Source organism: Rhodopseudomonas sp. P2A-2r (assembly GCF_026015985.1).
Classification (GTDB): Bacteria; Pseudomonadota; Alphaproteobacteria; order Rhizobiales; family Xanthobacteraceae; genus Tardiphaga.
In genome coordinates, this window is record NZ_CP110389.1 from 5,165,583 (window position 1) to 5,190,682 (window position 25,100).

The window sequence follows — 25,100 nt, forward strand, 5'->3', positions numbered from 1 at the left end:
CGCTTGGCGCCGGCTGTTCGATCATGCCAGCAAGCGGTCCTCAGAGCATGGATATCAGGAGCGGCCAAAACCCCGAATCGGACAGCCTCCCCTATGCGCTCGTGCGCCTCAATCCCGATGTGGTCCAGATTCTCGGGCGCTACACGCCACGGCTGTCCACCGCATTTGCCAATCGCACGCCGCCCAAAGCGTTCCGCTTCGGCATCGGCGACATCCTGAGCGTGACGATATTCGAGGCCGCGGCGGGCGGCCTGTTCATCCCGGCCGAAGCCGGCGTTCGTCCCGGCAACTACGTCGTCATCCCAAACCAGGCCGTCGATGATGGCGGCAACATTACCGTGCCCTATGCTGGCGCTATCAGGGCCAGCGGGCGGACGCCCGCGGAAGTCCAGCGGGCGATCGTCGATACGCTAAAGAACCGGGCCATTGAGCCGCAGGTCCTTGTGTCCGTAGTCGAGCAGCGGACGTCGCTGATCAGCGTGCTGGGCGACGTCAAGGCATCGGGGCGCTTCCCGGCCAGCCCGTCCGGCGAACGTATCGTCGACGTCATCGCCCGCGCCGGCGGCCCCGCCTCCCAGGGCTACGACATGTGGGTCACACTGGAGCGTCAGGGCCATCGCGCCAGTGTACCGTTCGGCGCTCTCCTTTATGAGCCGTCCAACAATATCTTCGTGCTCCCGGCCGACGTCATCTATCTCTACAACCAGGCCCAGACCTTCGTCGCCTTCGGTGCCGCCGGCAACCAGGGACAGTTCAAGTTCGACGCGTGGCGCATTTCGCTGGCCGAGGCGGTGGGCAAGGTCGGCGGCCTGGCCGATGGTCAGGCGGATCCAGCCTCCGTTTTCCTCTATCGCGGCGAGACCAAGGAAGTCGCGCGCCAGATCGGCGTCGACATCTCCCGTTTCAACGGCCCCATCGTGCCGGTGATCTATTCCGTAAACTTGCGGGATCCTAGCGGGTATTTCCTCTCGCAGTCCTTCGAGATGCGCAATAAAGACGTAATCTTCGTCTCGAATGCGGCTGCGGTTGAGACGACTAAATTCCTAAATTTCTTGCGCACAATCATGGCCACCGCCAACGATCCCATCCTCTACGCGACCAACGGATATGCTCTGAAGGCTGCGATCAACGGGGGCACGTCGACGATAATCACCACGCCGACTCCGATCACTTCGGGCCGGTAGGCTGATCCCCTAGTGTGGAAACCAGCCAAACTGTCCCTTCATTCCGAGAAGGGTTCTGAGATAGCGACGCCGTGACAACGCACGCATCCGTGCGGCGATGCAGCGATCGAAGGCTCAGCTCGGGAAGTTGATCGCACAACGCGGTCTAAATCGGAAGAGGTCTGCCAGAGCGCAAGTGGATCTTTGTCCATGATGCCCGATGCGCCCGAAGACCGTGCGCCTGACGGCAGTCCGCCGGGCAGGACGCGAAGATCGTCCTTTCCCCGGACACACGCTTTTGCTCCCTGATGACTGCATCCAGTCCGGTAGGCGACGATAACGCACCTGACGCGGTCATCCTAGCGCCGTCGCCTGCAGTGCCGCGGGGTCAGTGATCTGCCGGATGTCGCAGGTGAAAACCAGCCGAAGGCCGCTTAGGCATAAGCGTTGTTCCGATCCCACCTTTCGGCTGATGTCCTGACCTGTGTTTCGGCGTGGATCCGATGCCGATTGACAGTAGCGCGCCACTCTTTGATCGGAGTCTTCGAGAGCAGGTCATCGGGCTCCGGCAAAAGACCCTATGTGGGTCCGCCCGACGTAGCCATCGCACGGCCTCGGCAAACGAGCCGGATCGCTTCGGGCTCCAATCCACTTGTCCTCGGGACTGAACACCTCGGCCGAAGTCTGGCTTCGGCCACACGTCGGCTCTCAATATGCCAGACGGGCGGAATAAAAATCTAGATTTGCATAAAAACGCATTATCTGATATTTAATATTTAATTAATTGCCAAGTTTTTATATGCGGGTTCGCCGCCGTTTCGTCACGTTTTCCTAGGAGCGGCAATGGCGACGACCGTCGTTTTTCTACTGTATTGCGGCATGATCGCGTCTGTCCCGGTGCTGCTTCTTTCACAGAGCGCCATCGGTGACGGCATCGTCTCGATCTTGGGCGCGATGGCCGTGGCCATCGTCGCTGCGACGTCGGTATCACGCGATCTGTACAGGCTGCCGCGCCTTTTCAGCCCGGTCCTTCTCGCCGGATTGGCCGGAGCCTTCCTCGTCATGCTGCTGCAGATCCTGCCCTTGCCGAGCGGCCCGCTGATGCATCCGATCTGGAGCAGTGCCGCGGCGGCCGTTGGCGAGAAGCTGGCGGGCTCGATCACGATCGATACGGGCATGACCCTGCTGGTCCTCTGCCGCCTCACTTGTATGGTCGGGGTCGCCCTGCTCGCAGTCCTGCTCGGGCAACACCGACGACGCGCCGAGAGACTCCTGTGGACGCTTGCAGGGATCGCGACGTTGGTGTCGCTGGAGCGTATCGCAAGCCCCTTCTGGCTGCCGGAGACCTTCCAGATTCTGCCGCCCACGGCGAATGGCGTTGCCGAGACAATCGGCATATTCGGCTTCGTGCTAACCGTTGCAGTGATCGTTCGCAGATATGACTCGCCTCCGACGCGGTCAAAGAGCCGCAAGCCAAGAGGGACCTTCACAATTGACATGGCGGCGCTGGCGGCCTGCCTCATCAATCTCGGTGCGGCTTTCTGCAGTGCGAATCCCACTACACTATTTTCTGCCTTCTTCGGAGGAGGCCTCCTGGTTGCCGTCCTGGTCGTCCGCAAAAGCCGCCTCGGCGCCTGGGGGCAGGCCGGAACGGCCGCGGTGCTGGCACTTGCGCTGACGACGTTTTTAGCCTTCATGCCTGGCCGCGCCGAAAGCGAGATGATCGTGCACATGATGGACGACGCGCGACTGCTGGGCGTCGGCGCCGGAACTCTTTCGGCGCTGGCGCCGATCTATGGCCATGCGTTAGCAGGTCCGTCCCTTGAGATTCCCGTCGTTGCGATGGTTGCCATAGAAATGGGGCGGCCGTTTCTTTGGTTGATCGCCCTGATGGTCATGACATGGGCTGCGATCGTGCTACGGGCCTCGCTGATGCGTGGTCGGGATTACGTCTATCCCGCTGCCGGCGCGGGGTGTATTGCCGCGTTTCTCATATCCGCGCTGTCGAATGGAGGCGGTCTCGCGCTCGCGTCATCCGTCATCCTGAGCGCAGTGCTCGGATTGGCCATTGCGCAGAGCAAAGGTGAAACCCCCGCCTCTGATGCCTTCCCCCTGGACCGGCGCCCGCTGCATCGCTCGATCCCCATTCGTTTGGATGTTATCTGCGCAGCGCATCAGCGATTTTCGCGCTGATCCTCACGGCGCAGGGAGCATGGATCCTGTTGCCGGAAATGCTGCGCCCGACGCCCATCGGCTTCCCCAGCGACGACCGACACGCCACGGTCGCGCGGCTGGACAAGGAGAGGGCGACGAGGTCTGCCGCAATTGCGGCCGTCCGCGGCGACCTGTGGGCAGAGAGCGCCTTCAGCGAGGCCGGCATGGTATGGACCGACGAGGCATTTGAACTCGAGGCAAGTGGTGCCCGCAACGCGGCGACCCTGAAGAGCCTGCTCCAGACACTGCATCACTCGCCGCACCGCGGCGATGCTTGGCTGATGCTGGCCTCGACCTGCGAACGGCTGAAGCTGCAGGCCTGTAATGTCGGCGCGCTCCTGAAAATGTCGTATTATACGGCTCCCAATCAAGCCGGATTGCTGCCATTGCGACTGGCGCAGGCATTGCGCGCGAAGGACATCTTCAGCGACGAAGAACTCGCCGACATGGTCCGTCGCGACGTCCGCTTGGTGATCATGCGGTTCACGGCCTTGCGCCCCGCCCTGATCGCCGCCTACCGGTCAGGGTCCCCCTCGGGGCGGAAGTTGGTGGAGCAGACGGTGACGTCATTCGACCCCGTCTATCTGACCATACTGCGCGCGCAACTCACCTAGGTTCTGCACTCAAACCTCTTGCAAGTGACGATGCGGAGTCATTCGAGGCTCTCATAAGGAGGCCTTGACGTCACGTTCGATCTGGCGACGTCAGGTGGTCTGTCCATCATTGCTCCTCTGTTGCCCGGCGGAGGGGCAAAAGAACGGCCGCCCGTGGCCGGACGATAGCAAGCCTCTCAATGGGATCCTCTTTATGTTGCGCACAGGGATGCTTAAGCGCGATCTGTTGCAGCGCCACGATCCGTAGAAGACGATATCAAATCGCTTCAATGCCTTCGCCGATGCAGGTATCTCGGTTCGGATATTCGCGGCCCTGCAGCGAAGTCGCCGCAGTCGCCGCAATTAATCAACTCGTCCATCATTCGCGCTCACCATCACGCGGCCAGCGGAAGAAAGGGGGCCGGATAACGCAATTGGTCGTTCCCGTCGAGGAGAGAGCACCAAGACCAACGCGACTGTTACCAGGCCGGCATGCCGATCCGCATCGTTGTGTTCCCGCGCCAGTCGTGCGCTAAGGGCTGGCTCCTGACCGCGACCTCATCGTGGACGGAGCCTACCACGACGCCGTGCGATCATTGATCTGGTCGAAGGCCGCGGCGGCCGGCTTACATCCCGTCCTGCCGGGACCCCGAGGTCCGACGTTCAGTCGATCCAGTACACAACTGCGGGCACCACCCCATCGAACGCTTCTTAAACAAGCTGAGGCGCTTCCGCCGCATCGTTACGACAGACGGCTCGAAACTTCTTCGCAGCGCCCCGTCTATGGATACGGTTTGAACCCACCCACAAATCACGCGTTCGCACACCTAAATTATTTAATTTTCTCTTAATATATTTAACAAAACGCTTGCCAGCTACGCTTCCGAATATAATAGTTAAATTATTATTTAATTTAATTAACCGGGTGGCGGGCATGCAGTCCATGCGGAGACAGTTCGAGTTGAATGCCGCGTCTGTTCCAGACCTGGCCAACGGCCGGGCCCAGGACAAGAGGTGGCCGGTCCAATACGATTCCGTGGAGATCCTGGCCTTGCTTGCGGACATCGCGACTATCTTCGTCGCGAGCCTCGTGGCCGCATTCGCTCACATGCTGCTGCACGGAACGTCGCAGGAAATCACGCGGCTTGCCAGCGTAGCGCTGCCGACTTCGGTGGTTTTCACGGCCGTAGCGAAGTCATTTAAAATGTATGTGCCCAAGGCCCTGCTCGACCTGCGTAATCAGGTGCGAGCGGTGTGCGCGATCTGGCTGGGCGTGTTTTTAATCCTCGTGGCGACCACCTTCACCTTACAGATGAAGAGCGAGATTCCGTGGGATTTCGCCCTCATTTTCGGTGTCGGCGGGCTTGCGATCCTGATCGCCCAGCGCGCGCTGCTACGCGACGCGCTGCGCAAGGGGCTCGCAGAGCGGCGCTTCTCCGGCCGCAAGATCGTCCTGATCACCGATGAAGCCGGCCGCGACTTGGTCAATACACTGAGCGACCTCGGCTTCTTCGTAGAACGGCATTTTGCGCTGCCGCCAGCCCGCTCGTCCCTCCAGGAGGAACTCATCGGAAAGGTAATCAATTATACACGTGAGACCGAGATCCGCGAGATCTTCTTCGGAGTGACTCCGGACCATTGGTCGCGGCTGAAGCATGCCGTCGCCGGGCTGGGCGTGCTGCCCCTGCGCGTCAGGCTAGTCCCGACCGGAGCGAGTTCAGATCTGTTTCACAGGCCGTCTACGGAGCTTGGCGGCGCGCGCTGCGTCGAACTCCAGCGCGGACCGTTGTCGCCAGTCGCGCTGCTCACAAAGCGTGCCCTCGATATCTGCCTGGCTGTCGCCGTACTGACGGTGCTGTCACCCTTGCTCCTGCTCGTGGCGGTTGCCATCAAACTGGATTCGAACGGCCCCGTTCTGTTCAAGCAGCAGCGCTGCGGGTTCAACGGCCGCATTTTTACGATTTACAAATTCCGCTCGATGTCGGTGCTTGAAGACGGGCCGACTGTCGTGCAGGCAAGGGCAAACGATGCGAGGCTGACGCGGCTGGGTGGATGGCTCCGCAGGATGAGCATCGATGAAATTCCCCAGCTCCTCAACGTGCTTGAGGGTAGCATGTCCGTCGTCGGGCCACGACCGCACGCCGTTGCTCATGACAACGAGTTCGACAAAGCGGTCAGAAACTATGCCTATCGACGTAGGGTGAAGCCCGGTCTGACCGGCCTCGCCCAGATCAGGGGCTTTCGAGGCCCGACCTCAACGCCCGCTTCGATCGAACTACGCGTGAAACAGGACTTGCGCTACATCGACAACTGGAGCTTGGGATTGGATCTCTTGATCCTGCTCCAAACACCCTATGAGCTGATCCGCGGAAGAAATGCGGTCTGAACGTCATTCCGTGAAATGGGAGGACCGTTTGACCGTCCTGGTTTCAGCTCGACTGATCATCGCGATCGGCAAGCGCCTTGGCGATATGCTCGAGCAGCGCATCCGTATGGTCGACATTTACCCGATCGGAGTCGGGGACCGTCGACGAATGCTGCGCGTCGGACTGAGTAACAGGTCCTTGCCCAGCCATGACGCTTGCCGCGGCGACGGGAAGCCGTTGCCAACCGCCCGTCAATTCCATCCGAACCCGATCCCAGTGGGAATGAACCATCGGCGCTCTCCGGTTGCGTATGAGAGCAAGCTTAAGCCTGTTCTGCAAACGGCGGGCGTCAGGTTGAGCAGATGGTTAACCGGAAGACACCGCAGATAACCATGGAAATCAAGCGTATTGCCGCCGTCCTTTGGCGTTCGCCTCGTCGCGGATGCGAAAATCTTCGATCTTGCGGCCTGACTTGAGGGCGGCAACCAGCCACCGGGGCTGCTTGCCGCGACCGGACCATGTCTCGGACGGGGTGGTCGGGTTGCGATATTTGGGGAACACCCGTGGATACTTCCGCCGAACTTTGTCTTGGTCATCAGAGGCTCGCTCCGCCCCAACATCGAAAGCACTGTGGCCCCGGTTCAAGACTGCCAAGCGCTTCTCTAGCCCCTCCTTTTCGGACGTGATCCGGGCCGACAAGATTCGGCTGATCGTCTCATAGAGCGACCATAGGTCATCAACAGACATCGATTCCAGCTCAAGCTTCTTAGTCGACATAAGATAGTCCCAACCGGTCCATTAAAATTCACCGTTCGCCACACACCAGATATTTGTTCCCGAAATAAGGCGAAATCACCGAGTCGAACAAGACCAAAATTGACCTGTTTCACCGACTTTCGGCATAAAAAATATTAATTACGCCAGCCAGGCTGGAATTTAACAACCTTCATAAACGGCTAGAAGGCCCTGCTGCCCGTTCTGCACAGCCGAAAACTTGAAAAGACGAGCTTCCAGGTCGGAACGCCGCGGTGCCAACAATGTTCCCTATTGTTTAATTTTAATCGACAAATCAAATTCAAAGTATTACAATACAATGTCGCATGACGTAGTTAATATAATAATTTCTATATTAATTGCGGCCTTATGCAGAATGGCTCAACCGATTACTCAGCGGGTAGCGCGTCAGAGATGTGATCGCCTTGCCTGTTCGATCTTTCGAAGTCCGGCCTGATCCGAATTTTTCAATGGTGCGGAGAATTATGCGCAAGCCAGACCTACCAGATTTGGAGGCCATGCAAGTCGACGAGCTCTGGACCATCCATGAGGAGCTCACGAAGATCCTGTCCGACCGAATTCTTGGTGAAAAACGCGAGCTCGAAAACAGGCTCTCGAAGTTGAACCAGACCGCCCCCTTGACGGCCGACGGGCTGCGGAAACGCCCCTCCCGTCGCAAGTATCCCAAGGTCCTACCCAAGTATTTCAATCCCTTGGCGCCGAGCGAAACATGGTCGGGCCGGGGAAAGAGACCTCGCTGGCTCGCTTTGGCGCTCCAGGCTGGACATGTCCTAGAAGAGCTGAAAATCAAGAGAAACGACGACGACAACGATCCTGAATTGGTTCCCGCGGAGCAGTCGTCATCCTGACCGTGACGCAATCGCTAGAGATCGCAACAGTTCGGCTTGGCGCGCGGTGTCACGCAGCGCCACTTCGCGAATGCGCCGTCGCTGCGAGAGGCCCACAAAGGGACTTGTCAGCGCTAGCCACCATCGTCGCGAAGGGCAACACTCTTCTGAACACCTCCAATGTCCCGAGGATCACCATCCCTTCGCGAGCCATCGTTGCGAAAGGCGACGCCGATCCGCGCGCCACGTGCATTCGACGACAGCTGCCTGAGATCTCGATCGATCTCTCCGACCCTGTGGATCAATTCGTCGCAGATATCGATCCGCGCTTCAACCGTGGATTTGTCGCGCGGCTGCGCCGTTCGCGCCAGTCTAGCCCTGGCATTCCTCAAACAGAAGATCGACACGACAATTCTATCGGCGGGCATTTCGCGGGTCGGCATCCGTTGGCGCTCCCAATGTCCAGGTCCGTTGATCTATCTGAAGTTGGATAGTCGACCGAGCAATTGGTTCAACGCCATGAAGAGTTTTTCTTGGAAAAAATAAAAAAATATCCTGACGAACACGCACGCGAGCCGTCGGTTCAGCAATGTGCCCAGCGCTCGTTCGACGGGACGTAGATTTCACCGTGAAGGCTGTCGCCGCAACGGGCCCCTCAACGCTGAAAGACCGTGTGATCGATTCCTCGACGTAGTCGGATGGCAAACATGACCCGGTGGCCGAACCTTCGTAGGACGCGCTGGGAGGCGCGTGGCGGGCACTCTAAGCGCAGCCAGATAGGCACCTCGCGCCGATCGGCCCAACACGGGCAAATTCCGGAACGCCCCTGAGCCCCGGCGCCCCTGCATCGCCGCATCTCGACCGCCGCCGTTGCTCTCGCCCCAGCCGATACGGTCTCACGCCTCAGAAGAATTTACTCAGCAACTTGTCCAGCCACTCAAGCAGATCGCGATCCCGGTCGCCGCGCGGAGGACCGTCACGGCCGCCACCGGACTTCGCGACGGCCTCCGAATTCAACGACGTCGACAGGAGCATCGTCAATGCCGGTGGCGTAACGGCCGCGAATTTCCCGCACGCGGCCAGAAACTTGCGCCGGTCTTCGTCGAGTTGATCTTGTAACGGATCTTGACCTTCCACTTTTGGATCGTTGTCAGCAGACATGTCACGTCCCCGCGTTTAATTAAAATGAAAGATTGCCGTTTATTTAAATCGAATTAAATATAGAGTCAAGTTTACGTCGAACCGGCCGCTTGTGCGCCACATCGGCGTAATAACTGGAGAAATGATGGATTCAATTGCGCCTCAAGGATCCAAGCCAACGTTCGGCGGTCTTCGACCGGCAACCGGCACGTCGTTCGCGCTCATCGGACAGTTGCCGGTACTGTTCAGCGAATACGCGCAAGAGCTTTTCGAGTTGACTGACGTGGCTGCCTTCATCTGGTGCAGCATGCAGGACGAGGTGTCGTTGGAGACAATCCGCGATCGACTCATCGATCGCGGTCTGAGCGCCACAGGGGCGCGCCAGACCTTGCGAGACGCTCTTAATCAATGGCTGAGAGCTGGACTGCTTGTGCCCCATATCGACGCTGCCGATTTCGCGTTCACCGCGCTGATCGGCCTGCGGCCTCTCGAAGTCCGCGCATCGGATGCCGGGGTCCTCGACCTCCTGAAGTCGTTGTTCGTCTCAACGGCGGCCCCCGCCAGCAAAGCGGAGGCGACCTTCACGGTTCATCGGTTTGGCGACTCCTCCATCTTGATGCACGACGGCCGCATGATCCTCCATTGCTCCTTAAAAGAGCTTGCTCCTAGCTTCAGGGCCTATGCCGTCAAGCATCTGCTGCTCGCTGCCGGTGCCCGCGATGTGATCTTCCACGCTGCCGCCGTGACGTCAGGCGATCGCGGAATGCTGATCAGCGCGCCGCCGGGAGTGGGCAAGAGTACGATCACCATGCATCTGCTGCATGCTGGTCTCCGATTTGCGACTGACGATATCGTGTTCATCGCGCCCGATGGCTCGATCAGGGGCGCGCCATTTGCGCCGACGCTGAAGTCCGGTGCCTGGCCGCTTATCGGAGACTTCAGGCCCGATCTATTCAGTGTCCCGAGCCATGACCGGTTTGACGGCAAGGCGGTCCGCTATCTGGACGTCGGGTCCAATCTGCACAAAGGCGCAATGCGGGCGAGCTGGTTCATCTTTCTCGAACGTACGACCCGCTGCGCGCCGCCGGTGCTGGAGGAACTGAGCGCTCTGGAAACCCTCAAGCGGATCGTCGGCGCCTCTTACGCGAGCCATGGCAAGCTGACCAGCGACGGCTTCGGCATGCTAAAGAACATGGTGTCCCGTACGCGCTCCTTTGTGCTCCATTACACGGAAGCTGAGGAGGCCGTCGACAAGCTGTTGGAGCTCTGCGATGGCAAGCTATAGCCGCGCACTGCTGCCGCTCTGCGCGTGTTTCCGGGGCGACGATCCCGGGCGCACCGATTGGACGGCACTTCTAGCCCTCGCCAACCACACATTGACGACACCGTCGCTGGCCGTCTTCGTCAGGTCGCAGCTCGCTACGATTCCGGCCGACGTCGCCGCCTATGTCCGGGAACTCCATGAACGCAACGCGATCCGCAACGATCGCCTGAACGCTCAACTCGAAGAGGCCGTTCTCTCGCTGAACCGCGTCGGGATAACTCCCGTCCTCGTGAAGGGGACAGCCACGCTCGCAACTATTCCACTGTCCGATCGCGCACTTCGATTGATGTCCGATCTGGATCTTGTTGTCGGCCCCAACGAGATCGCCGCCGCCATGAAGGCACTGGCGGCGATCGGCTACAGCATCGATTATGAGTCGGACAGGCGACACACGAAGAAATGGTACGCCGACCTCAAACGCTCCCAAGACGTCGGAACTATCGACTTGCATGAGGCGTTTCCTGGCCAGCCTTTTTACGATCAAACACCGGACGAGCTTCGTCTCCACCTGCAGCTGATCCGCCTGGGCGGCGCCAGTGCACTGGTTCCCTCCCCGGAGCTTCAGGCGCTAATGTTGGTGGTGCACGATCAGTTTCAGGACTACGACTACTGGACCGGCTGCATCGACCTGCGGCATCTGCTCGACTTGAAGGCGATTTTTGCAGCGCCCGGTGGCTTCCGTTGGGAACTCCTCGAGACGATGACATCTAGTGCGATCGCGCGAAACGCCCTTGAAACACAGCTCTTGCTGCTCACTACGCTTTTCGACGTCCAATTTCCTGTCCGTCATCGGCGACGGATGCCGAAGCTCCGGGCATGGCGCCAACTGTATCAGGCGAGGTTTCCTGCCGTCCGCTATCTGCTTCTTCCGATGGGGCTGCTCGACCTTCGAAGACATCGCGCACGCCCGGGACCGGCAGGATCGGGCGGGGCGAAGAAGCGCTGGTTTCCCAAGGTCAGCACCTTTCTCTTTCTGCTCTCGCTGTCGCGCCGGTACCGCGCCGGAAAACTGTAAGGCATTAAGCGCTCTCCCATTTGGGTGATACACTTAAGCAACATTTGATAACTATTATTAGTTGAAAAAAGGATGTCGAGAGATTTCAGTTTGTATCCGGCAGCATTTTCTGTAACTTCATCATCGCCGGGTATTTGAGATATGCGTGACTACTAGATCGCCAACGACAATTGCAAATCGGTGACAACCGTGAGTTCATTGGTTCGAAGTGCTGTTGCGACACAACGTTTGGCTGACGTTTCTATCCATATAAGGAACCTCATGAGGGACCTCTATGAACTACGGGAGGCCGTAGCCCAAGCCGAGGGCCGCGCCCGTGTCGCGGAGGGTACGCGACGATGGCAAAAGTTCCCGCCGCGCGCAGAGATCGCTTGCGACGGGCAGCAAACCATATCAAGGCGGCATTGTCCGCATGCGGCGCGACGTGACGCCCCCTCTGCTAACCGACGTAAGCGGACGGGTCGAAGAGGTATTGTATCACCCGCTGTCGGCGATCGACGACGTTCTGGCCCTCGACCGTTGCAGCCTTGATCTGGCGGATTTCCGGAACGGGGGATCGCAGTTGCTCTCGCTCGACCGCGGTAGGATCTGATGAACGATTCTGGCCTATACGGCGACAGACCGCGCCGGGGGCGAGCGCGTTGTCGCCTCTCCATCATAAAGGAGCCGGGAGCCACAATCGCCCGGACGGCCGGCTACAGACTAACGCTCGCCCAATTTCTCCACCGACTTTGTTCGATGGCTCGGCGGTGCGAGGACGCGCAGCCAGCGTCGCAGTCGATCAAGCAACCTTGCCGAACGCGCAATCCGGAACATCCTCGTCCAGCAGTATCAATCATGCGGAGACTGGAATCATTTGCCGATCCAAAATCGAATTATGCTCCCTCCAGTGAATCTCGCTGGTAATTCACATTAACAGCGTGACTGAATTTTCGAGATGGAGCGTGGACGCTCGATACCTCATGATTGATAGTCCGATACATGTCCGGCAACGTGATAGGAGCTCTCAATATGGCGAAAAAATCAGCGATCGACGAATTTTCCGCCGGAATCATCACTAGAGTTAGCGTCTACCTGACAGCATGTCTGGGCATGCTCCTCACGTTCGCGATGCTGGTTCGTACGCTTGATCCGCTAGAGGCAAAAAGGCTGACGCCGACCGATGAACTCCTCGTTCTATTTGTCACGCTGCTTTTCACGTACATTGCAGTATGGTGTGCCGGCTTCCTCGCCGTTACTTCGACAAAGAATAAGATGCTTCAATCGTCCAAAGGGAATTATCGTCGCGACACCTCGCATAGCGAGAGCCGCAGGCTCGGCAAACGCACAACGGAAACAGCAAGATTGACGTCTGAAGAACGCGGATCTACCGCTCCGAAGAGACGAGCCATGCCATCTTTCTGGAGCAAGATCGACCAGATCACCTTTCCTTCAAAGGCGTCGGATTCGCCTCGCGAAAGCGTGCGTGACGACGCAAAGCGTGCGTGACGGCGTCATGAGGGAATACGAACGACCGAGATGATTAAGCCGGAGACCGACCTGATCATGATCTGGACAATTGCGAACATTCGGCAAGTTCGCCGCCCAAGCATTCCGATGTTCCGGGAATCAATTAACGAACCGCACTGCCAGCATGAGCCGATCGCTCCGGATAGAGGTGGAGTCGCCCGGTGAAAGCACGACGTATCCTGAACGAAGCGGGTCCCAGATGCACTTTCTCTCATGATCTCATTTTCGCGCCCGCCCGCGGAACATTCGCTGCTTGCCGCGCAAACGCAGTCGCCAATCGGCGGACGCCGCTGTAGGTTTTGCGGACAATCCGAATCTGGCCAAGGACGTAGTGGAACTCTCTTTGATTGACTTTCCGCGCGATCGACTTGAGGTCCATAGCTGCCCTCCTCGCAGTGAGGTGAGACGGACGTTCAATGTGGCTCGCGAGGTGCCTGTCAGAACTCCGGTCACGCAATCATCCACAAGAGCCCTAGAAAATAAATAGTATTAAATCTATCTGTAAAATAATTAAATACTGCTAGCCGACGTTGTCAAGCCAAGGCCGATGAGCCTGCACGGAAGCCTCCGTCGGCCGCTCCAGCCACCACGACGTTGCCCATCACGGAAGGTTCTTGCCGGGCTCCCGAACAGACCATCCCGCAAAATTGGGCTTCGTTTGCATATCGCGCAATTAAACGAGGCTCCATGTAGGAATTGCCTTCAAAGTTTCGTCCTCCGAGGGTGCGGCGTCGTTCACATCCGGTACTGTCCAAACTCGCAAAACCATCGAACGGTCACAAGATGCCGGGAGCGACGGCCTTCGAACTCGTCTGGGAAGGTAGAAACTCCCGGCCCGGCATTAGGTCTGAAGATATTGGTGCGGGTCTGGGTCCCGAGGTGGGGCCACCACCGATCTCGCTTGATGTGGAAATACCCGACGCGTGGCCCGATATTTGCGTATGCTGATCTCTTAGCGCCGCCGCTTCAGATTCGTGGGCGCGATGATCGATGTTGCGACCGGGTAGCGGCAATGTACGCGAATCCATTCATCCTTCCCGGAAGTTCAGAGAGCGACGAAATATCGACGGCTGACCCTTTCTCATGAGTTGACTTGACGTCCCCACCGACGTCGACATGATGCGGGCAAGCAAGAACAAGATCGGGTGGAAATGCCGAAATTGCCGTTGTCGGACATGCGCGTCGTGGAAATCGGATCCGGCGACGCCCTGAGCTATTGTGGAAAACTGTTCGCCGATTTCGGCGCTGAGGTCATCAAGGTCGAACCAACAGGTGGCGATCCGCTGCGCGGCATCGCCCCGTTTGTCGATGCCGGCGATGGCCGCCGCGAGAGCGGGACCTTCGCCTGGCTCAACACCAGCAAGCGCAGCATCATCGCCGATCTCGACCGGCCTGCCGATGTCGCAAGAATAAGCGCGTTGCTGGCCACCGCCGACCTGCTGCTCGACGGCCGCCCGCCGTCGGCGATCCAGGCTTCGCTACTGCCGCACGACGAATTGCGTCGTCGGCAGCCAGGCCTCGCCATCACCGCGCTGTCATGGTTCGGCGAGCACGGCCCGTATCGCGACTACCAGGCCACGGACTCGGTGTGCCGCTCGCTGGCCGGCAGCGTCAAACTGGTGGGGCCGCTGGAGGGCCCGCCGGTGCTGCCACGCGACGGCCAGATCGCGGTGATGGCCGGCACCACCGCCTTCATTCCAAGCCTCGCCGGCCTGTATGGTCGTGCCCATGGCGCGCGGCGCTTTGCGGTCAGCGCATTGGCAGCAATGCTGCAGATCAGCGAGTTCGACACCGGCCTGGCGCTGGAAGTCGGCTTCACCCGGCCGCGTCTCGCCATCAACCGCTTCGGCCGCGGCTATCCGGTCGGCACCTTCCCGACCAAGCACGGCTGGCTCGGCATCACCGTGGTGACCCCTGCTCAGTGGGGCGCCTTTTGCACGATGATCGGCCTGCCCGAGTTGGAAGCCGAGCCGCATTTCGCCGACAGCCTGCAGCGCACCACCCATTCCGCCGAGCTGCTGGGGATCTTCCAGCCGGTGCTGATGCAGCACACCGCGCAGCATTGGTTCGAGCGCGGCATCGAACTGCGCATTCCGCTGGCAATCGTGCCGGACATGGCCGAACTGCTGCAGCAGCCCTATTACCGCGAGCGCGGCGCCTTCGCGCCGGTCGCGATCGGCAGCGCATCGTTCGACGCGCCGGTGCTGCCGCAATACCTGACCAGATCGCGGCCGCTGCCCAACGGTCGCGCGCCGCTGGCCGGCGAGCACGATGGCGAGGCCCTGCCCGCGCGCAAGCGCGTTGCCAGCCGCGCGGCGACGCCGGACGATCCACAGCCGCTCAAGGGCCTGCGCATCATCGACCTTACCATGGGCTGGGCGGGGCCGTCGGCGACGCGGCAGATGGGCGATCTCGGCGCCGACGTCATCAAGGTCGAATCCTGCCAGTATCCCGACTGGTTTCGCGGCACCGACACCCGCGGACCGTATTATCCGGAGCGCACCTACGAGAAGATCTACTGGTTCCAGCAGATGAACCGCAACAAGCGCGGCATCACCCTGGACCTTACCCGGCCGCAAGGCATGACCCTGCTGAAGCGCCTGCTCGCCGATGCGGACGCGGTGATCGACAACTATGCCGCCGACGTGCTGCCGCGTATGGGGCTCGATGCTGCCGCGATGCTCGCGATCAATCCGCGGCTGGTGGTGGTGACCATGCCGGCGTTCGGCATGAGCGGGCCGTGGAGCGGCGTGCGCGCATACGGCTCGACGCTGGAGCAGGCCTGCGGCCTGCCCTCGGTCACCGGACGCGAGGGCGACCCGCCGACCATGCTGCATGCGGCGCTCGGCGATCCAGTCGGCGGCGTCAGCGCCGCCGCGGCGCTGCTGCTCGGCTTCATGCATCAGCGCAACACCGGCGAGGGCCAGCACATCGATCTCAGCGCCGTGGAAGCACTGCTGCCGCTGGTGGCGCCATCGATCATCAAACAATCCGCCACCGGCACGTCCGGCCCGCGGATCGGCAACCGCCACCCGCGCTTCGTGCCGAACGGCTGCTTCCCTGCGCCGGCGAGGACCAGTGGATCACCCTGGCGGTGCGCAGCGATGCCGAATGGCAGGCATTGTGCGCCGTGATTCATCGCCCGGACCTCGCCGCCGATCTGCATCTGGCGACGGCGGAAGGGCGGCGCGCCGAGGAGGACCGCATCGAGGTCGCGGTCCGACACTGGACCGCCACCGTGCGACCGGATCTCGCCATGGTCACCCTGCAGGCGCACGGCATCCCCGCCGGCGTGGCGCGGCTGCCGATGGACCTGCCCGGCGACCCGCATTTGGTCAAGGTGGGCCACTGGCAGTCAGTGGAGCGGCCGTTCATGGGGCCACACCTGCTGCCGTCGGTTGCCTATCGCGAAGGCGACGCCGAGATGCCCTACCCGGTCGAGCATCTCGCGCCGACGCTCGGCCAGCACAATGCCGAAGTGCTCGGAGAGTTGCTCGGACTGTCGGACGCCGAGATTGCCGAATTGCGCGCCGCGGAAATCATCGGCGACATGGCGATCGCGAAAAAGGCGAAGGCCGCGAGCGGCAAGTAAGACGCCTCGTCGTCATTCCCGGGGCGCGACAGCGCAGCTCGCGCTCCCGGGCATCACACTGCACTTATGTCGTGCTTGCGGCTTTCGCAGCGTTGGGCCACAATTGACGCAAGGTCTCTAACGGACGGGCGCAAAGCCCGGCGTTTCAACAGCGGCCAACAAAAACTTCCAGGGAGAATCCGATGCGCAGGTTCGCACTCATTGCTGCCATAACACTGCCTTTGCTCGCGACGACCGCGATGGCGCAGGAAACCGTCAAGATCGGTTACATCGATCCACTGTCCGGCGGTGGCGCCAGTGTCGGCGAGGTCGGCTACAAGACCTTCCAGTTTCTCGCCGATGAGGTGAACGCCAAGGGCGGCATTCTCGGCAAGAAGGTCGAGATCGTGCCGCTCGACAACAAGACCAATCCGCAGGAAAGCCTGATCCAGGCGCAGAAGGCGATCGATAGCGGCGTGCGCTACATCACCCAGGGCAACGGCTCCGCGGTGGCCGGCGCACTGTCAGACTTCATCACCAAACACAACGATCGCAATCCCGGCAAGGAAGTGCTGTACTTCAACTATGCCGCGGTCGACCCGGTGCTCACCAACGAAAAATGCAGCTTCTGGCATTTCCGCTGGGACGCCAGCTCCGACATCAAGATGGAAGCGCTCACCAACTACATGAAGGGCGTTCCGGCGATCAAGAAGATCTATCTCATCAACCAGGACTATTCGTTCGGCGAGTCCGTGCGCTCCGCGGCCAGGAAGATGCTGGCGGCCAAGCGGCCCGACATCCAGATTGTCGGCGACGAACTGCATCCGCTGCTCAAGATCACCGACTTCGCGCCCTACATCGCCAAGATCAAGGCGTCTGGCGCCGACAGCGTGGTGACCGGCAACTGGGGGCAGGACTTTGCGCTGCTGTTGAAGGCCGCCGCCGACGCCGGACTGAAGGTCAACTGGTACACCTATTATGCCGGCGGCACCGGTGGTCCCACCGCGATCAAGCAGGCCAATCTCGACCACCAGGTATTCCAGGTCGGCGAGGGCATTCCGAACCTCGACCACAAGTCGTCGCAGGAATTCGAGAAGGCGATCCGCGCCAAGTATGACTTCAGCCTGTTCTACCCCCGCGCCGTCAACGAGATGCGGATGTTCGCTGCCGCCGCCGAAAAGGCCAAGTCGCTCGATCCGGTCAAGGTCGCAGCGGCCCTCGAAGGCATGGAGTGGGAGGTGTTCGACGGCGGCAAGGGCGTGATGCGCAAGTCCGACCATCAGTTCTTCCAGCCGATCTACATCTCCTCGCTCGGCGAACGCAGCGCGAAGGAGCCGTTCGACGAGGAAAAGACCGGCTGGGGCTGGAAACTGGTGGCCAAGATCGACACCGCCGCCACCGAACTGCCGACCACCTGCAAGATGGAGCGGCCGTAAGATCGGCAGAAGTGCTGCTGACGCCACGGGCGCCGTAGCTCCTCTCCCCGCCCTGCGAAGCGAAGCTTCGCTAGGCGGCGAGAGGGTCGGGGTGAGAGGGATTCTGTGTTTCACTCGCTGGCTCCCCTCACCCGACATCCGCGCTTCGCGCGAATGCCGACCTCTCCCCGCAAGCGGGGAGAGGTAAAGAAGGAAGCGACTCCTTTCGCTTTGCTGATCAACGCTCATCACCATTAGGTCCACCGTGCTTGAACTGATCGTCATCTCCACCCTCAACGGCGTCCTGTTCGGCATGCTGCTGTTCCTGATGGCCAGCGGGTTGACGGTGATCTTCAGCATGCTCGGCGTGCTCAACTTCGCTCATGCCAGCTTTTACATGCTGGGCGCCTTCTTCGGCTTCCAGATCAGCCGCTGGGTCGGCTTCTGGCCCGCGCTGCTGATCGCCCCCTGCTGGCCGGCGCGATCGGCGCCGCCGTCGAGCGATATGGCCTGCGCCGGGTGCACAAGAACGGCCACGTCGCCGAACTGCTGTTCACCTTCGGCCTTGCCTTCGCCATCGAGGAAATCGTGCAGATCATATGGGGCAAGAGCCCGGTGGATTTCCGCGTGCCGCCGCTGCTCGATTTTCCTGCCTTCACCATCTTCTCCACCAACTATCCCGCCTTCAAGATGTTCATGCTGCTGGTGTCGGTGGTGATCTTCATCGGCCTGCTGGTGGCGCTCAAGCGGACGCGGATCGGCCTGATCGTGCAGGCCGCGCTCACCCATCCGCACATGGTCGGCCATCTCGGCCACAATGTCGGGCGGATCTTCATGCTGGTGTTCGGCGTCGGCACCGCGCTGGCCGCCGTCGCCGGCGTCATTGCCGGGCCGGCGCTGGTGACGCAGTCCAACATGGCCGGGCTGCTCGGGCCGATCCTGTTCGTGGTCGTTGTGGTCGGCGGCCTCGGCTCGCTGCCCGGCGCCTTTGTGGCGTCGCTGCTGATCGGGCTGGTGCAGACCTTTGCGGTGTCGATGAACGGCTCGCTGGCCGGCGCCTTCGGACCGCTCAGCCCCGACTACGCCGCCACCTGGCTGTCCGACATCTGGAACGTCACCATCGCCCAGATCGCCCCGATCATGCCCTACATGCTGCTGGTGCTGATCCTGATCTTCCGCCCGATGGGTCTCCTGGGAACACGCGATACATGAGCGACCTCGCCTCCACCTCCTCCGTCGCGCCGCCGCTGCCGGCCGCCGCCGACAAGCTGAAGTTCTACGGACTTTGGCTCGCCGTCATCGTGGCGCTGCTGGTGCTGCCAAAACTGTTCTCCTCGGGAGGCGCGCTGACCACCTTCAGCCTGGTCGGCATCTCCATCATCTTCGCGCTGTCCTACAACATCCTGCTCGGCCAGACCGGCATGCTGTCGTTCGGCCACGCGGTCTATTACGGGCTCGGCGGCTTCCTCGCGATCCACGCCATCAATATCGTGGCGAAAAACAAGTTCGCCGTCCCGCTGCCGCTGATTCCGCTGGTCGGCGGCCTCGCCGGCCTGCTGTTCGCAGCCCTGCTCGGCTGGGTGTCGACACGGCGCTCCGGCACCGCCTTTGCCATGATCTCGCTCGGCCTCGCCGAACTGGTGGCGTCGTCGGCACTGATCCTGCGCACCTTCTTCGGTGGCGAGGCCGGCGTCTCTGCCAACCGCACCAAGGTGTTTCGGCTGTTCGACTGGAGTTTCGGGCCGCAGATCCAGATCTATTATCTGGTGGCGGCGTGGACGCTGCTCGCCGTCATCGCCATGTATGCCCTGACCCGCACGCCGCTAGGCCGGATGTGCAACGCGGTGCGCGACAATCCCGAGCGCGTGCAATTCGTCGGCTACGACCCGCACGTCATCCGCTATCTCGCTTTCTGTTTCGCCGGCTTCTTCGCAGGCATTGCCGGCGCCCTGGCCGCGATCAATTTCGAGATCGCCAATTCGGCCTACCTCGGCGCGGTACAGTCAGGCACTGTCTTGTTCTCGACCTATATCGGCGGCATCGGCTTCTTCATCGGCCCCATCGTCGGCGCGATCTTCGTCACGGTGCTGTCGCTGGGGCTGAGCGACCTCACCCCGGTATGGCAGTTGTATTTCGGCCTGTTCTTCATCGTCGTGGTGATGTATGCGCCGGGCGGGCTCACCGGGCTCCTGATGATGCACCGACCGCTGATCCGGGCGGGCACGCTCGGCCGCGTGCTGCCGAGCTATGCCGTCGCCCTCGTCCCGACCCTGGCGATGATCACCGGGCTGATGCTGGCGATCGAGACCATCGTGCATTTCACCGTCAATCCAGGCGACGATTCCCACATCAAGTCGTTCGGAATCCCGTTCGATGCTGCGAACCCGTATATCTGGGGAATCGCCGCACTTCTGATCTTCGGCGGATTTTATCTGGCGCAGAAGAGCTGGGGTCGGGTCGCGCGGGCCTGGGACGATGCGCTCGGCGCCGCGCGCGAAAAAGGAATCGCCGCATGAGCACCGCCATCGAGCTGCGCGGGGTCGAGAAGGCCTTCGGCATCACCAAGGTGATCCGCAATGTCGACCTCGCCGTGGCGCAAGGTGAGCGCCATGCTCTGATCGGCCCCAACGGCGCCGGCAAGTCGACTTTGTTCAACCTGATCTCCGGCTACATGAAGCCGACGGTGGGCCAGATCCTGCTGCGCGACGAAGTGATCTCCGGCCTGCCCCCGTTTCAGATCAACCGCCGCGGCCTGTCGCGCAGTTTTCAGGTCACCAACGTGTTCGCCAACATGACTGTGTGGGAGAACATCCGCTGCGCTGTGCTGTGGGCCACCGGGCAGCGTTACGCGTTCTGGAAGAACATCGACAACCTGCCGGAGGTGCGCGAGCGCACCGCGCAGATCCTGGGCGACATCAGCCTGACCGCCCGGCGCGACGTGCCGGCAGGGCTGCTGACCTATGCCGAACAGCGCGCGCTGGAGATCGGCATCACCATCGCCGGCGGCGCCGATGTCATCCTGCTCGACGAGCCCACCGCCGGCATGAGCCACGCTGAGACCGAACGCGCGGTCGCGCTGATCCGCCGCCTTACCGAGGGCCGCACGCTGTTGATCGTCGAGCACGACATGAGCGTGGTGTTCGGCCTCGCCGACCGCATCTCAGTACTGGTCTACGGCCAGATCATCGCGTCGGGCACGCCGGAGGAGATCCGCGGTAATCCCAAGGTGCGCGAAGCCTATCTCGGCGAGGAGGCTGCGTAATGCTCGAAGTCACGGACCTCCACGCCTATTACGGCAAGAGCCACATCCTGCAGGGCGTCGACATGCATATCGATGCCGGGGAGGTGGTCAGCCTGCTCGGCCGCAACGGCGTCGGCCGCTCCACCACGGTGAAGGCGATCATGGGCGAAGTGCCGCCGCAGGGCCAGGTGCGCTTCAAGGGCAAGGATATTGCGGGGCTGCCAAGCTACAAGATCGCGCATCTCGGCCTCGGCTACGTGCCCGAGCATCGCGACATCTTCCCGGGCCTGACGGTCCGCCAGAACCTGATGCTGGGAATCAAGGATCCCAAGCATCCCGGCAAGTGGAAGCTCGACGACATGCTCGAGATGTTTCCCAACCTCGCCGCGCGCGTCGATACCGCCGCCGGCGTGATGTCCGGCGGCGAGAAGCAGATGCTGACGATCTGCCGCACCCTGATGGGAGACCCCGACCTGGTGATGATCGACGAACCCACCGAGGGGCTGGCGCCGATCATCGTGCAGCAGGTCGGCGACCTCATCGCCGAAATCGCGCGACGCGGCGTCGCCATCCTGCTGGTGGAGCAGAAGCTGTCCATCGCCATGCGCATCTCGCATCGGCTCTACGTCATGGGCCACGGCCGCATCGTGTTCGAAGGCACGCCGGCCGAACTCAAGGCCAACGACGCCGTGCGCAAGGAATGGCTGGAGGTGTGAAGGTAGGGCGGAAATCACCCGCTCCGTTGTCATCCCCGCCCAGCGCACCGAAGGTGCGCGCCGAGCGGGGATCCAGTACACGCAAGCCTGCGTTTCTATCGCTGAAGTCGATGTTTACTGGGTCGCCCGCTTTCGCGGGCGATGACAGCGGAAAAGGCGGCGCCGCTGGAGCGTCCCGGAATGACGGCGCACCTGTCGTTAGTCGAATAGGGTACGGTGCCGGACCCGTGTAGGTTTGACGTAACAGATCAAAATAACAGAGCGCCTAAGCGCCGTTGCAGGGGAGGAACAGCGTGGAACACGCTTTGGAGGTGCGCGGGGTGTCCCTGCGCTTCGGGGAGTCCGGGCGCTGACCGACGTCAGCTTCGCCGTGCGTGACGGCGAGCTGTTCTCGATCATCGGCCCCAACGGCGCCGGCAAGACCTCGATCGTCAACTGCATCTCCGGCCGCTATCGCCCGACCGAGGGGCAGCTGTTCTATCGCGGCCGCGACATCACCGCGCTCAACCCCAATGCACGGCCCGGCCTCGGCATCGGCCGCACCTTCCAGAACCTCGCGCTGTTCCACCACATGAGCGTGCTCGACAACATCATGGTCGGGCGCCATCACCTCCTGAAGAACAACTTCCTGACAGGCTCGCTGTACTGGCTCACCGGCGCGCGCAAGGAAGAACTGGAACACCGCCGCAAGGTCGAGGAGATCATCGACTTCCTCGATCTGCAGAGCGTGCGCAAGGCCACCGCCGGCACCCTGCCCTATGGCCTGCGCAAGCGGGTCGAGCTGGCTCGCGCCATGGCGCTGGAGCCCAGCCTGATCCTGCTCGACGAACCGATGGCCGGCATGAACTTCGAGGAAAAGGAGGACATGGCCCGCTACATCGTCGACCTCAACGAGGAGTTCGGCATGACGGTGATGATGATCGAGCACGACATGGGCGTGGTGATGGACATTTCCCATCGCGTCATGGTGCTGGATTTCGGCCGCAAGATCGCCGAGGGCGATCCCGCCGCCGTGCTCGCCGACCCCCATGTCAAGCGCGCTTATCTCGGCGAGGAAGACGACGTGCTGGTCGATCCCGACGACACCCCGATCTCGGAGAGCGCGGCATGATGGATTATGCAGGCCGGGTGGCCCAGGCCGACACCTTTCCAAAGCTGCTGCGGTTGAACGCCCGCGAATATGGCGGCGAGATCGCGTTGCGCGAAAAGGATTTTGGATTGTGGCGCGTGTTCACCTGGAACGCCTATCAGGACCGGGTGAAGGCCTTCGCGCTTGGTCTGGTCGAACTGGGCCTCGGCCGCGGCGACGTCATCGGCATCATCGGCGACAACCGGCCGGACTGGGTGGCGGCGGAGATCGCCGCCCATGCGGTGGGCGGCATGAGCCTTGGCCTGTACCGCGACGTGCTCGACGAGGAAGCCGCCTATCTCCTGAACTACGGTGAAGCGAAACTGGTGTTCGCCGAGGACGAGGAACAGGTCGACAAGCTGCTAGCGCTGGCCGACCGGGTGCCTGAACTTCGCCACATCGTCTATTCCGACCCGCGCGGCATGCGCAAATACGACGACCCGCGCCTTCTCAGCGCCGACAAGCTGGCCGCCATGGGTCGCGAACGCGCCGCGCGCGAGCCGGATCTGTACAACCAACTCGTTGACGCGACCCAAGGCGAGGACGTCGCGATCCTGTGTACGACCTCAGGCACCACGTCGCATCCCAAGCTGGCGATGCTGGCCGCCGGCCGCGTGCTTGGCCACTGCGCGACCTATCTCAGCTTCGATCCCAAGGATTCGTCCGACGAATACGTCTCGGTGCTGCCGCTGCCGTGGATCATGGAACAGGTCTATGCCATGGGCAAAGGCCTGCTGTGCCGGATGAAGGTCAACTTCGTCGAGCAGGCGGACACCATGATGAACGATTTCCGCGAGATCGCGCCGACCTTCGTGCTGTTCGCGCCGCGGGTGTGGGAAGGCATCGCGGCTGACGTGCGCGCGCGCGTCATGGACGCCTCGCCGTTGAAGCAGAATTTTTACGAATACGGCATGAAGGCCGGATTGGCCGCGCTGGCCGAAGGCAAGCATTCGGCGATCGCCGACGCGGTGCTGTTCCGCGCGCTGCGCGACCGGCTCGGCTTCACCCGGCTGCGCTCGGCGGCGACTGGCGGCGCGGCGCTGGGCCCGGACACATTCAAGTTCTTTCGCGCTATGGGCGTGCCGCTGCGCACGCTGTACGGCCAGACCGAGACGCTGGGCGCCTTCACCTTGCACCAGCCGGATGCCGTCAATCCCGACACCACCGGCGTGGCCATGGGCGACAACATCCAGATCGAGATCCGCGACCCCGACGTGCACGGGGTCGGCGAGATCGTGGTCAAGCACCCCAACATGTTCCTCGGCTATTTCAAGGCGCCGGAAGCCTCCTCCGCCGACCTGCGCGACGGCTGGATGCATTCCGGTGACGCCGGCTATTTCAACGACACCAAGCAGCTTGTGGTGATCGACCGCATCAAGGATCTCGCGCAGACCGCGCGCGGCGAGCGCTTCTCGCCGCAATATATCGAGAACAAGCTGAAGTTCTCCCCTACATCGCCGAGACCGTGGTGCTCGGCGACCAGCGCGATGTGCTGGCGGCGATGATCTGCATCCGCTTCTCGATCGTCTCCAAATGGGCGGAGAAGAACCGGCTGGCCTTCACCACCTATACCGACCTTGCCTCACGGCCGGAGGTCTATGCGCTGGTTCGCAAGGAGGTCGAGGCGGTCAACGCCACGCTGCCGCCGGCGCAGCAGATTTCGAAATTCCTGCTGCTCTACAAGGAACTCGATGCCGACGACGGCGAGCTGACCCGGACGCGAAAGGTCCGCCGCAGCGTCATCAACGAGAAATACGCCGATATCATCGACGGCATCTATGGCGGCGCCCGCGAGATCCCCGTCGATACCGTGATCCGCTTCCAGGACGGCACCACCCAGCGCATCCGCACCACGCTGGAGGTCGTCGACCTCAATCGCCCGATCGCGGCGATGGAGGCGGCGGAATGAGGGTGCAGCAACATATCCCGGCGCCAGTAATGGTGCCCTCTCCCCCAAGCAAAGCGAAGCTTTGCAGGCTGGGAGGGGCTGCACCGGCCGATACCTGAAACTCATTCGGGAGAGGGGGACCGCACGCTCCGGCCTCACCTGTGGCGCCCCTCTCCCGCCTTCGCTTCGCTCAG

16 protein-coding genes and 5 pseudogenes are annotated in these 25,100 nt (G+C 61.5%); 16 read left to right on the plus strand and 5 right to left on the minus strand.

Annotated features, from left to right (window positions below):
• Positions 1-23 precede the first annotated feature (23 nt).
• The 4 genes from ONR75_RS24890 to ONR75_RS24905 all read left to right on the plus strand — a co-directional run bounded on the left by ONR75_RS24890 (position 24) and on the right by ONR75_RS24905 (position 6,356).
• The gene (locus tag ONR75_RS24890; RefSeq protein WP_265083790.1) at positions 24-1,184 is read left to right on the plus strand and encodes a polysaccharide biosynthesis/export family protein; all 1,161 of its coding nucleotides are present in this window, start codon (positions 24-26) and stop codon (positions 1,182-1,184) included.
• 822 nt (positions 1,185-2,006) lie between these two features.
• Positions 2,007-3,356, plus strand: coding sequence for a hypothetical protein (locus ONR75_RS24895; RefSeq protein WP_265079600.1), 1,350 nt, complete (start codon positions 2,007-2,009; stop codon positions 3,354-3,356).
• A gap of 29 nt (positions 3,357-3,385) precedes the next feature.
• Positions 3,386-3,991, plus strand: a complete 606-nt coding sequence (locus tag ONR75_RS24900; RefSeq protein ID WP_265079601.1) for a hypothetical protein — start codon at positions 3,386-3,388, stop codon at positions 3,989-3,991.
• A 922-nt stretch (positions 3,992-4,913) separates the two neighbouring features.
• Positions 4,914-6,356, plus strand: a complete 1,443-nt coding sequence (locus ONR75_RS24905) for an exopolysaccharide biosynthesis polyprenyl glycosylphosphotransferase (RefSeq protein WP_413776536.1) — start codon at positions 4,914-4,916, stop codon at positions 6,354-6,356.
• 43 nt (positions 6,357-6,399) lie between these two features.
• On the opposite strand, the gene ONR75_RS24910 is transcribed toward ONR75_RS24905, so the two are convergent.
• Together ONR75_RS24910 and ONR75_RS24915 are read right to left on the minus strand one after the other, a co-directional pair.
• Positions 6,400-6,627, minus strand: a complete 228-nt coding sequence (locus tag ONR75_RS24910) for a hypothetical protein (RefSeq protein WP_265079603.1) — start codon at positions 6,625-6,627, stop codon at positions 6,400-6,402.
• Positions 6,628-6,735: 108 nt separating this feature from the next.
• Positions 6,736-7,113, minus strand: a complete 378-nt coding sequence (locus ONR75_RS24915) for an H-NS histone family protein (protein ID WP_265079604.1) — start codon at positions 7,111-7,113, stop codon at positions 6,736-6,738.
• A 482-nt stretch (positions 7,114-7,595) separates the two neighbouring features.
• On the opposite strand from ONR75_RS24915, the gene ONR75_RS24920 reads away from it, so the two are divergent.
• A complete protein-coding gene (locus tag ONR75_RS24920; RefSeq protein ID WP_265079605.1) occupies positions 7,596-7,979 on the plus strand; it encodes an H-NS histone family protein in 384 nt (127 codons plus the stop codon).
• 113 nt (positions 7,980-8,092) lie between these two features.
• Here the strand turns inward: ONR75_RS24920 and ONR75_RS24925 are convergent, their stop codons facing one another.
• Together ONR75_RS24925 and ONR75_RS24930 are read right to left on the minus strand one after the other, a co-directional pair.
• Complete coding sequence (locus tag ONR75_RS24925; protein ID WP_265079606.1) at positions 8,093-8,401, minus strand: hypothetical protein; 309 nt, start codon at positions 8,399-8,401, stop codon at positions 8,093-8,095.
• Positions 8,402-8,915: 514 nt separating this feature from the next.
• A pseudogene (locus tag ONR75_RS24930) lies at positions 8,916-9,119 on the minus strand (hypothetical protein); the annotation flags it as partial.
• A gap of 124 nt (positions 9,120-9,243) precedes the next feature.
• On the opposite strand from ONR75_RS24930, the gene ONR75_RS24935 reads away from it, so the two are divergent.
• From ONR75_RS24935 to ONR75_RS24955, 5 genes and pseudogenes are all read left to right on the plus strand, one after another.
• Entirely contained in the window at positions 9,244-10,383 is a 1,140-nt protein-coding gene (locus ONR75_RS24935) for a serine kinase (protein ID WP_265079608.1), read from the plus strand.
• Positions 10,370-11,437: a nucleotidyltransferase family protein gene (locus ONR75_RS24940; protein ID WP_265079609.1), complete on the plus strand. Its 1,068-nt coding sequence runs from the start codon at positions 10,370-10,372 to the stop codon at positions 11,435-11,437. Before ONR75_RS24935 ends, ONR75_RS24940 begins: the two co-directional genes overlap by 14 nt.
• Before the next feature lie 981 nt (positions 11,438-12,418).
• Positions 12,419-12,925, plus strand: a complete 507-nt coding sequence (locus ONR75_RS24945) for a hypothetical protein (RefSeq protein WP_265079610.1) — start codon at positions 12,419-12,421, stop codon at positions 12,923-12,925.
• Positions 12,926-14,121: 1,196 nt separating this feature from the next.
• Positions 14,122-16,538 (plus strand): annotated as a pseudogene (locus ONR75_RS24950) (CoA transferase).
• Positions 16,539-16,720: 182 nt separating this feature from the next.
• Positions 16,721-17,953, plus strand: a complete 1,233-nt coding sequence (locus tag ONR75_RS24955; RefSeq protein WP_265079611.1) for a branched-chain amino acid ABC transporter substrate-binding protein — start codon at positions 16,721-16,723, stop codon at positions 17,951-17,953.
• Between the two features lie 217 nt (positions 17,954-18,170).
• Here ONR75_RS24955 and ONR75_RS24960 read toward each other — a convergent pair whose 3' ends face one another.
• The gene (locus ONR75_RS24960) at positions 18,171-18,317 is read right to left on the minus strand and encodes a hypothetical protein (protein ID WP_265083925.1); all 147 of its coding nucleotides are present in this window, start codon (positions 18,315-18,317) and stop codon (positions 18,171-18,173) included.
• Here ONR75_RS24960 and ONR75_RS24965 point away from each other — a divergent pair.
• The 6 genes and pseudogenes from ONR75_RS24965 (at position 18,261) to ONR75_RS24990 (ending at position 24,927) form a co-directional block, all read left to right on the plus strand.
• Positions 18,261-19,144, plus strand: a pseudogene (locus ONR75_RS24965) (branched-chain amino acid ABC transporter permease). The gene ONR75_RS24960 and the pseudogene ONR75_RS24965 overlap by 57 nt on opposite strands.
• Entirely contained in the window at positions 19,141-20,448 is a 1,308-nt protein-coding gene (locus tag ONR75_RS24970; protein WP_265079612.1) for a branched-chain amino acid ABC transporter permease, read from the plus strand. The pseudogene ONR75_RS24965 and the gene ONR75_RS24970 overlap by 4 nt, the downstream one beginning before the upstream one ends.
• Positions 20,445-21,194: an ABC transporter ATP-binding protein gene (locus ONR75_RS24975; RefSeq protein ID WP_265079613.1), complete on the plus strand. Its 750-nt coding sequence runs from the start codon at positions 20,445-20,447 to the stop codon at positions 21,192-21,194. The genes ONR75_RS24970 and ONR75_RS24975 overlap by 4 nt, the downstream gene beginning before the upstream one ends.
• On the plus strand, positions 21,194-21,889 hold the full coding sequence (locus tag ONR75_RS24980) for an ABC transporter ATP-binding protein (RefSeq protein ID WP_265079614.1): 696 nt from the start codon (positions 21,194-21,196) through the stop codon (positions 21,887-21,889). The genes ONR75_RS24975 and ONR75_RS24980 overlap by 1 nt, the downstream gene beginning before the upstream one ends.
• A 293-nt stretch (positions 21,890-22,182) precedes the next feature.
• Positions 22,183-23,000, plus strand: a pseudogene (locus ONR75_RS24985) (ABC transporter ATP-binding protein).
• Positions 22,997-24,927, plus strand: a pseudogene (locus ONR75_RS24990) (long-chain fatty acid--CoA ligase). The pseudogenes ONR75_RS24985 and ONR75_RS24990 overlap by 4 nt, the downstream one beginning before the upstream one ends.
• Positions 24,928-25,100: the final 173 nt, after the last annotated feature.

Bases quoted from the DNA above. Each gene is read 5' to 3' on its own strand.
- ONR75_RS24890 (WP_265083790.1), top strand. From the start codon at position 24: ATGCCAGCAAGCGGTCCTCAGAGCATGGATATCAGGAGCGGCCAAAAC.
- ONR75_RS24895 (WP_265079600.1), top strand. From the start codon at position 2,007: ATGGCGACGACCGTCGTTTTTCTACTGTATTGCGGCATGATCGCGTCT.
- ONR75_RS24905 (WP_413776536.1), top strand. From the start codon at position 4,914: ATGCGGAGACAGTTCGAGTTGAATGCCGCGTCTGTTCCAGACCTGGCC.
- ONR75_RS24910 (WP_265079603.1), bottom strand. From the start codon at position 6,627: ATGGTTCATTCCCACTGGGATCGGGTTCGGATGGAATTGACGGGCGGT.
- ONR75_RS24915 (WP_265079604.1), bottom strand. From the start codon at position 7,113: ATGTCGACTAAGAAGCTTGAGCTGGAATCGATGTCTGTTGATGACCTA.
- ONR75_RS24920 (WP_265079605.1), top strand. From the start codon at position 7,596: ATGCGCAAGCCAGACCTACCAGATTTGGAGGCCATGCAAGTCGACGAG.
- ONR75_RS24925 (WP_265079606.1), bottom strand. From the start codon at position 8,401: ATGCCGACCCGCGAAATGCCCGCCGATAGAATTGTCGTGTCGATCTTC.
- ONR75_RS24935 (WP_265079608.1), top strand. From the start codon at position 9,244: ATGGATTCAATTGCGCCTCAAGGATCCAAGCCAACGTTCGGCGGTCTT.
- ONR75_RS24940 (WP_265079609.1), top strand. From the start codon at position 10,370: ATGGCAAGCTATAGCCGCGCACTGCTGCCGCTCTGCGCGTGTTTCCGG.
- ONR75_RS24945 (WP_265079610.1), top strand. From the start codon at position 12,419: ATGTCCGGCAACGTGATAGGAGCTCTCAATATGGCGAAAAAATCAGCG.
- ONR75_RS24955 (WP_265079611.1), top strand. From the start codon at position 16,721: ATGCGCAGGTTCGCACTCATTGCTGCCATAACACTGCCTTTGCTCGCG.
- ONR75_RS24960 (WP_265083925.1), bottom strand. From the start codon at position 18,317: ATGAGCGAAGTTGAGCACGCCGAGCATGCTGAAGATCACCGTCAACCC.
- ONR75_RS24970 (WP_265079612.1), top strand. From the start codon at position 19,141: ATGAGCGACCTCGCCTCCACCTCCTCCGTCGCGCCGCCGCTGCCGGCC.
- ONR75_RS24975 (WP_265079613.1), top strand. From the start codon at position 20,445: ATGAGCACCGCCATCGAGCTGCGCGGGGTCGAGAAGGCCTTCGGCATC.
- ONR75_RS24980 (WP_265079614.1), top strand. From the start codon at position 21,194: ATGCTCGAAGTCACGGACCTCCACGCCTATTACGGCAAGAGCCACATC.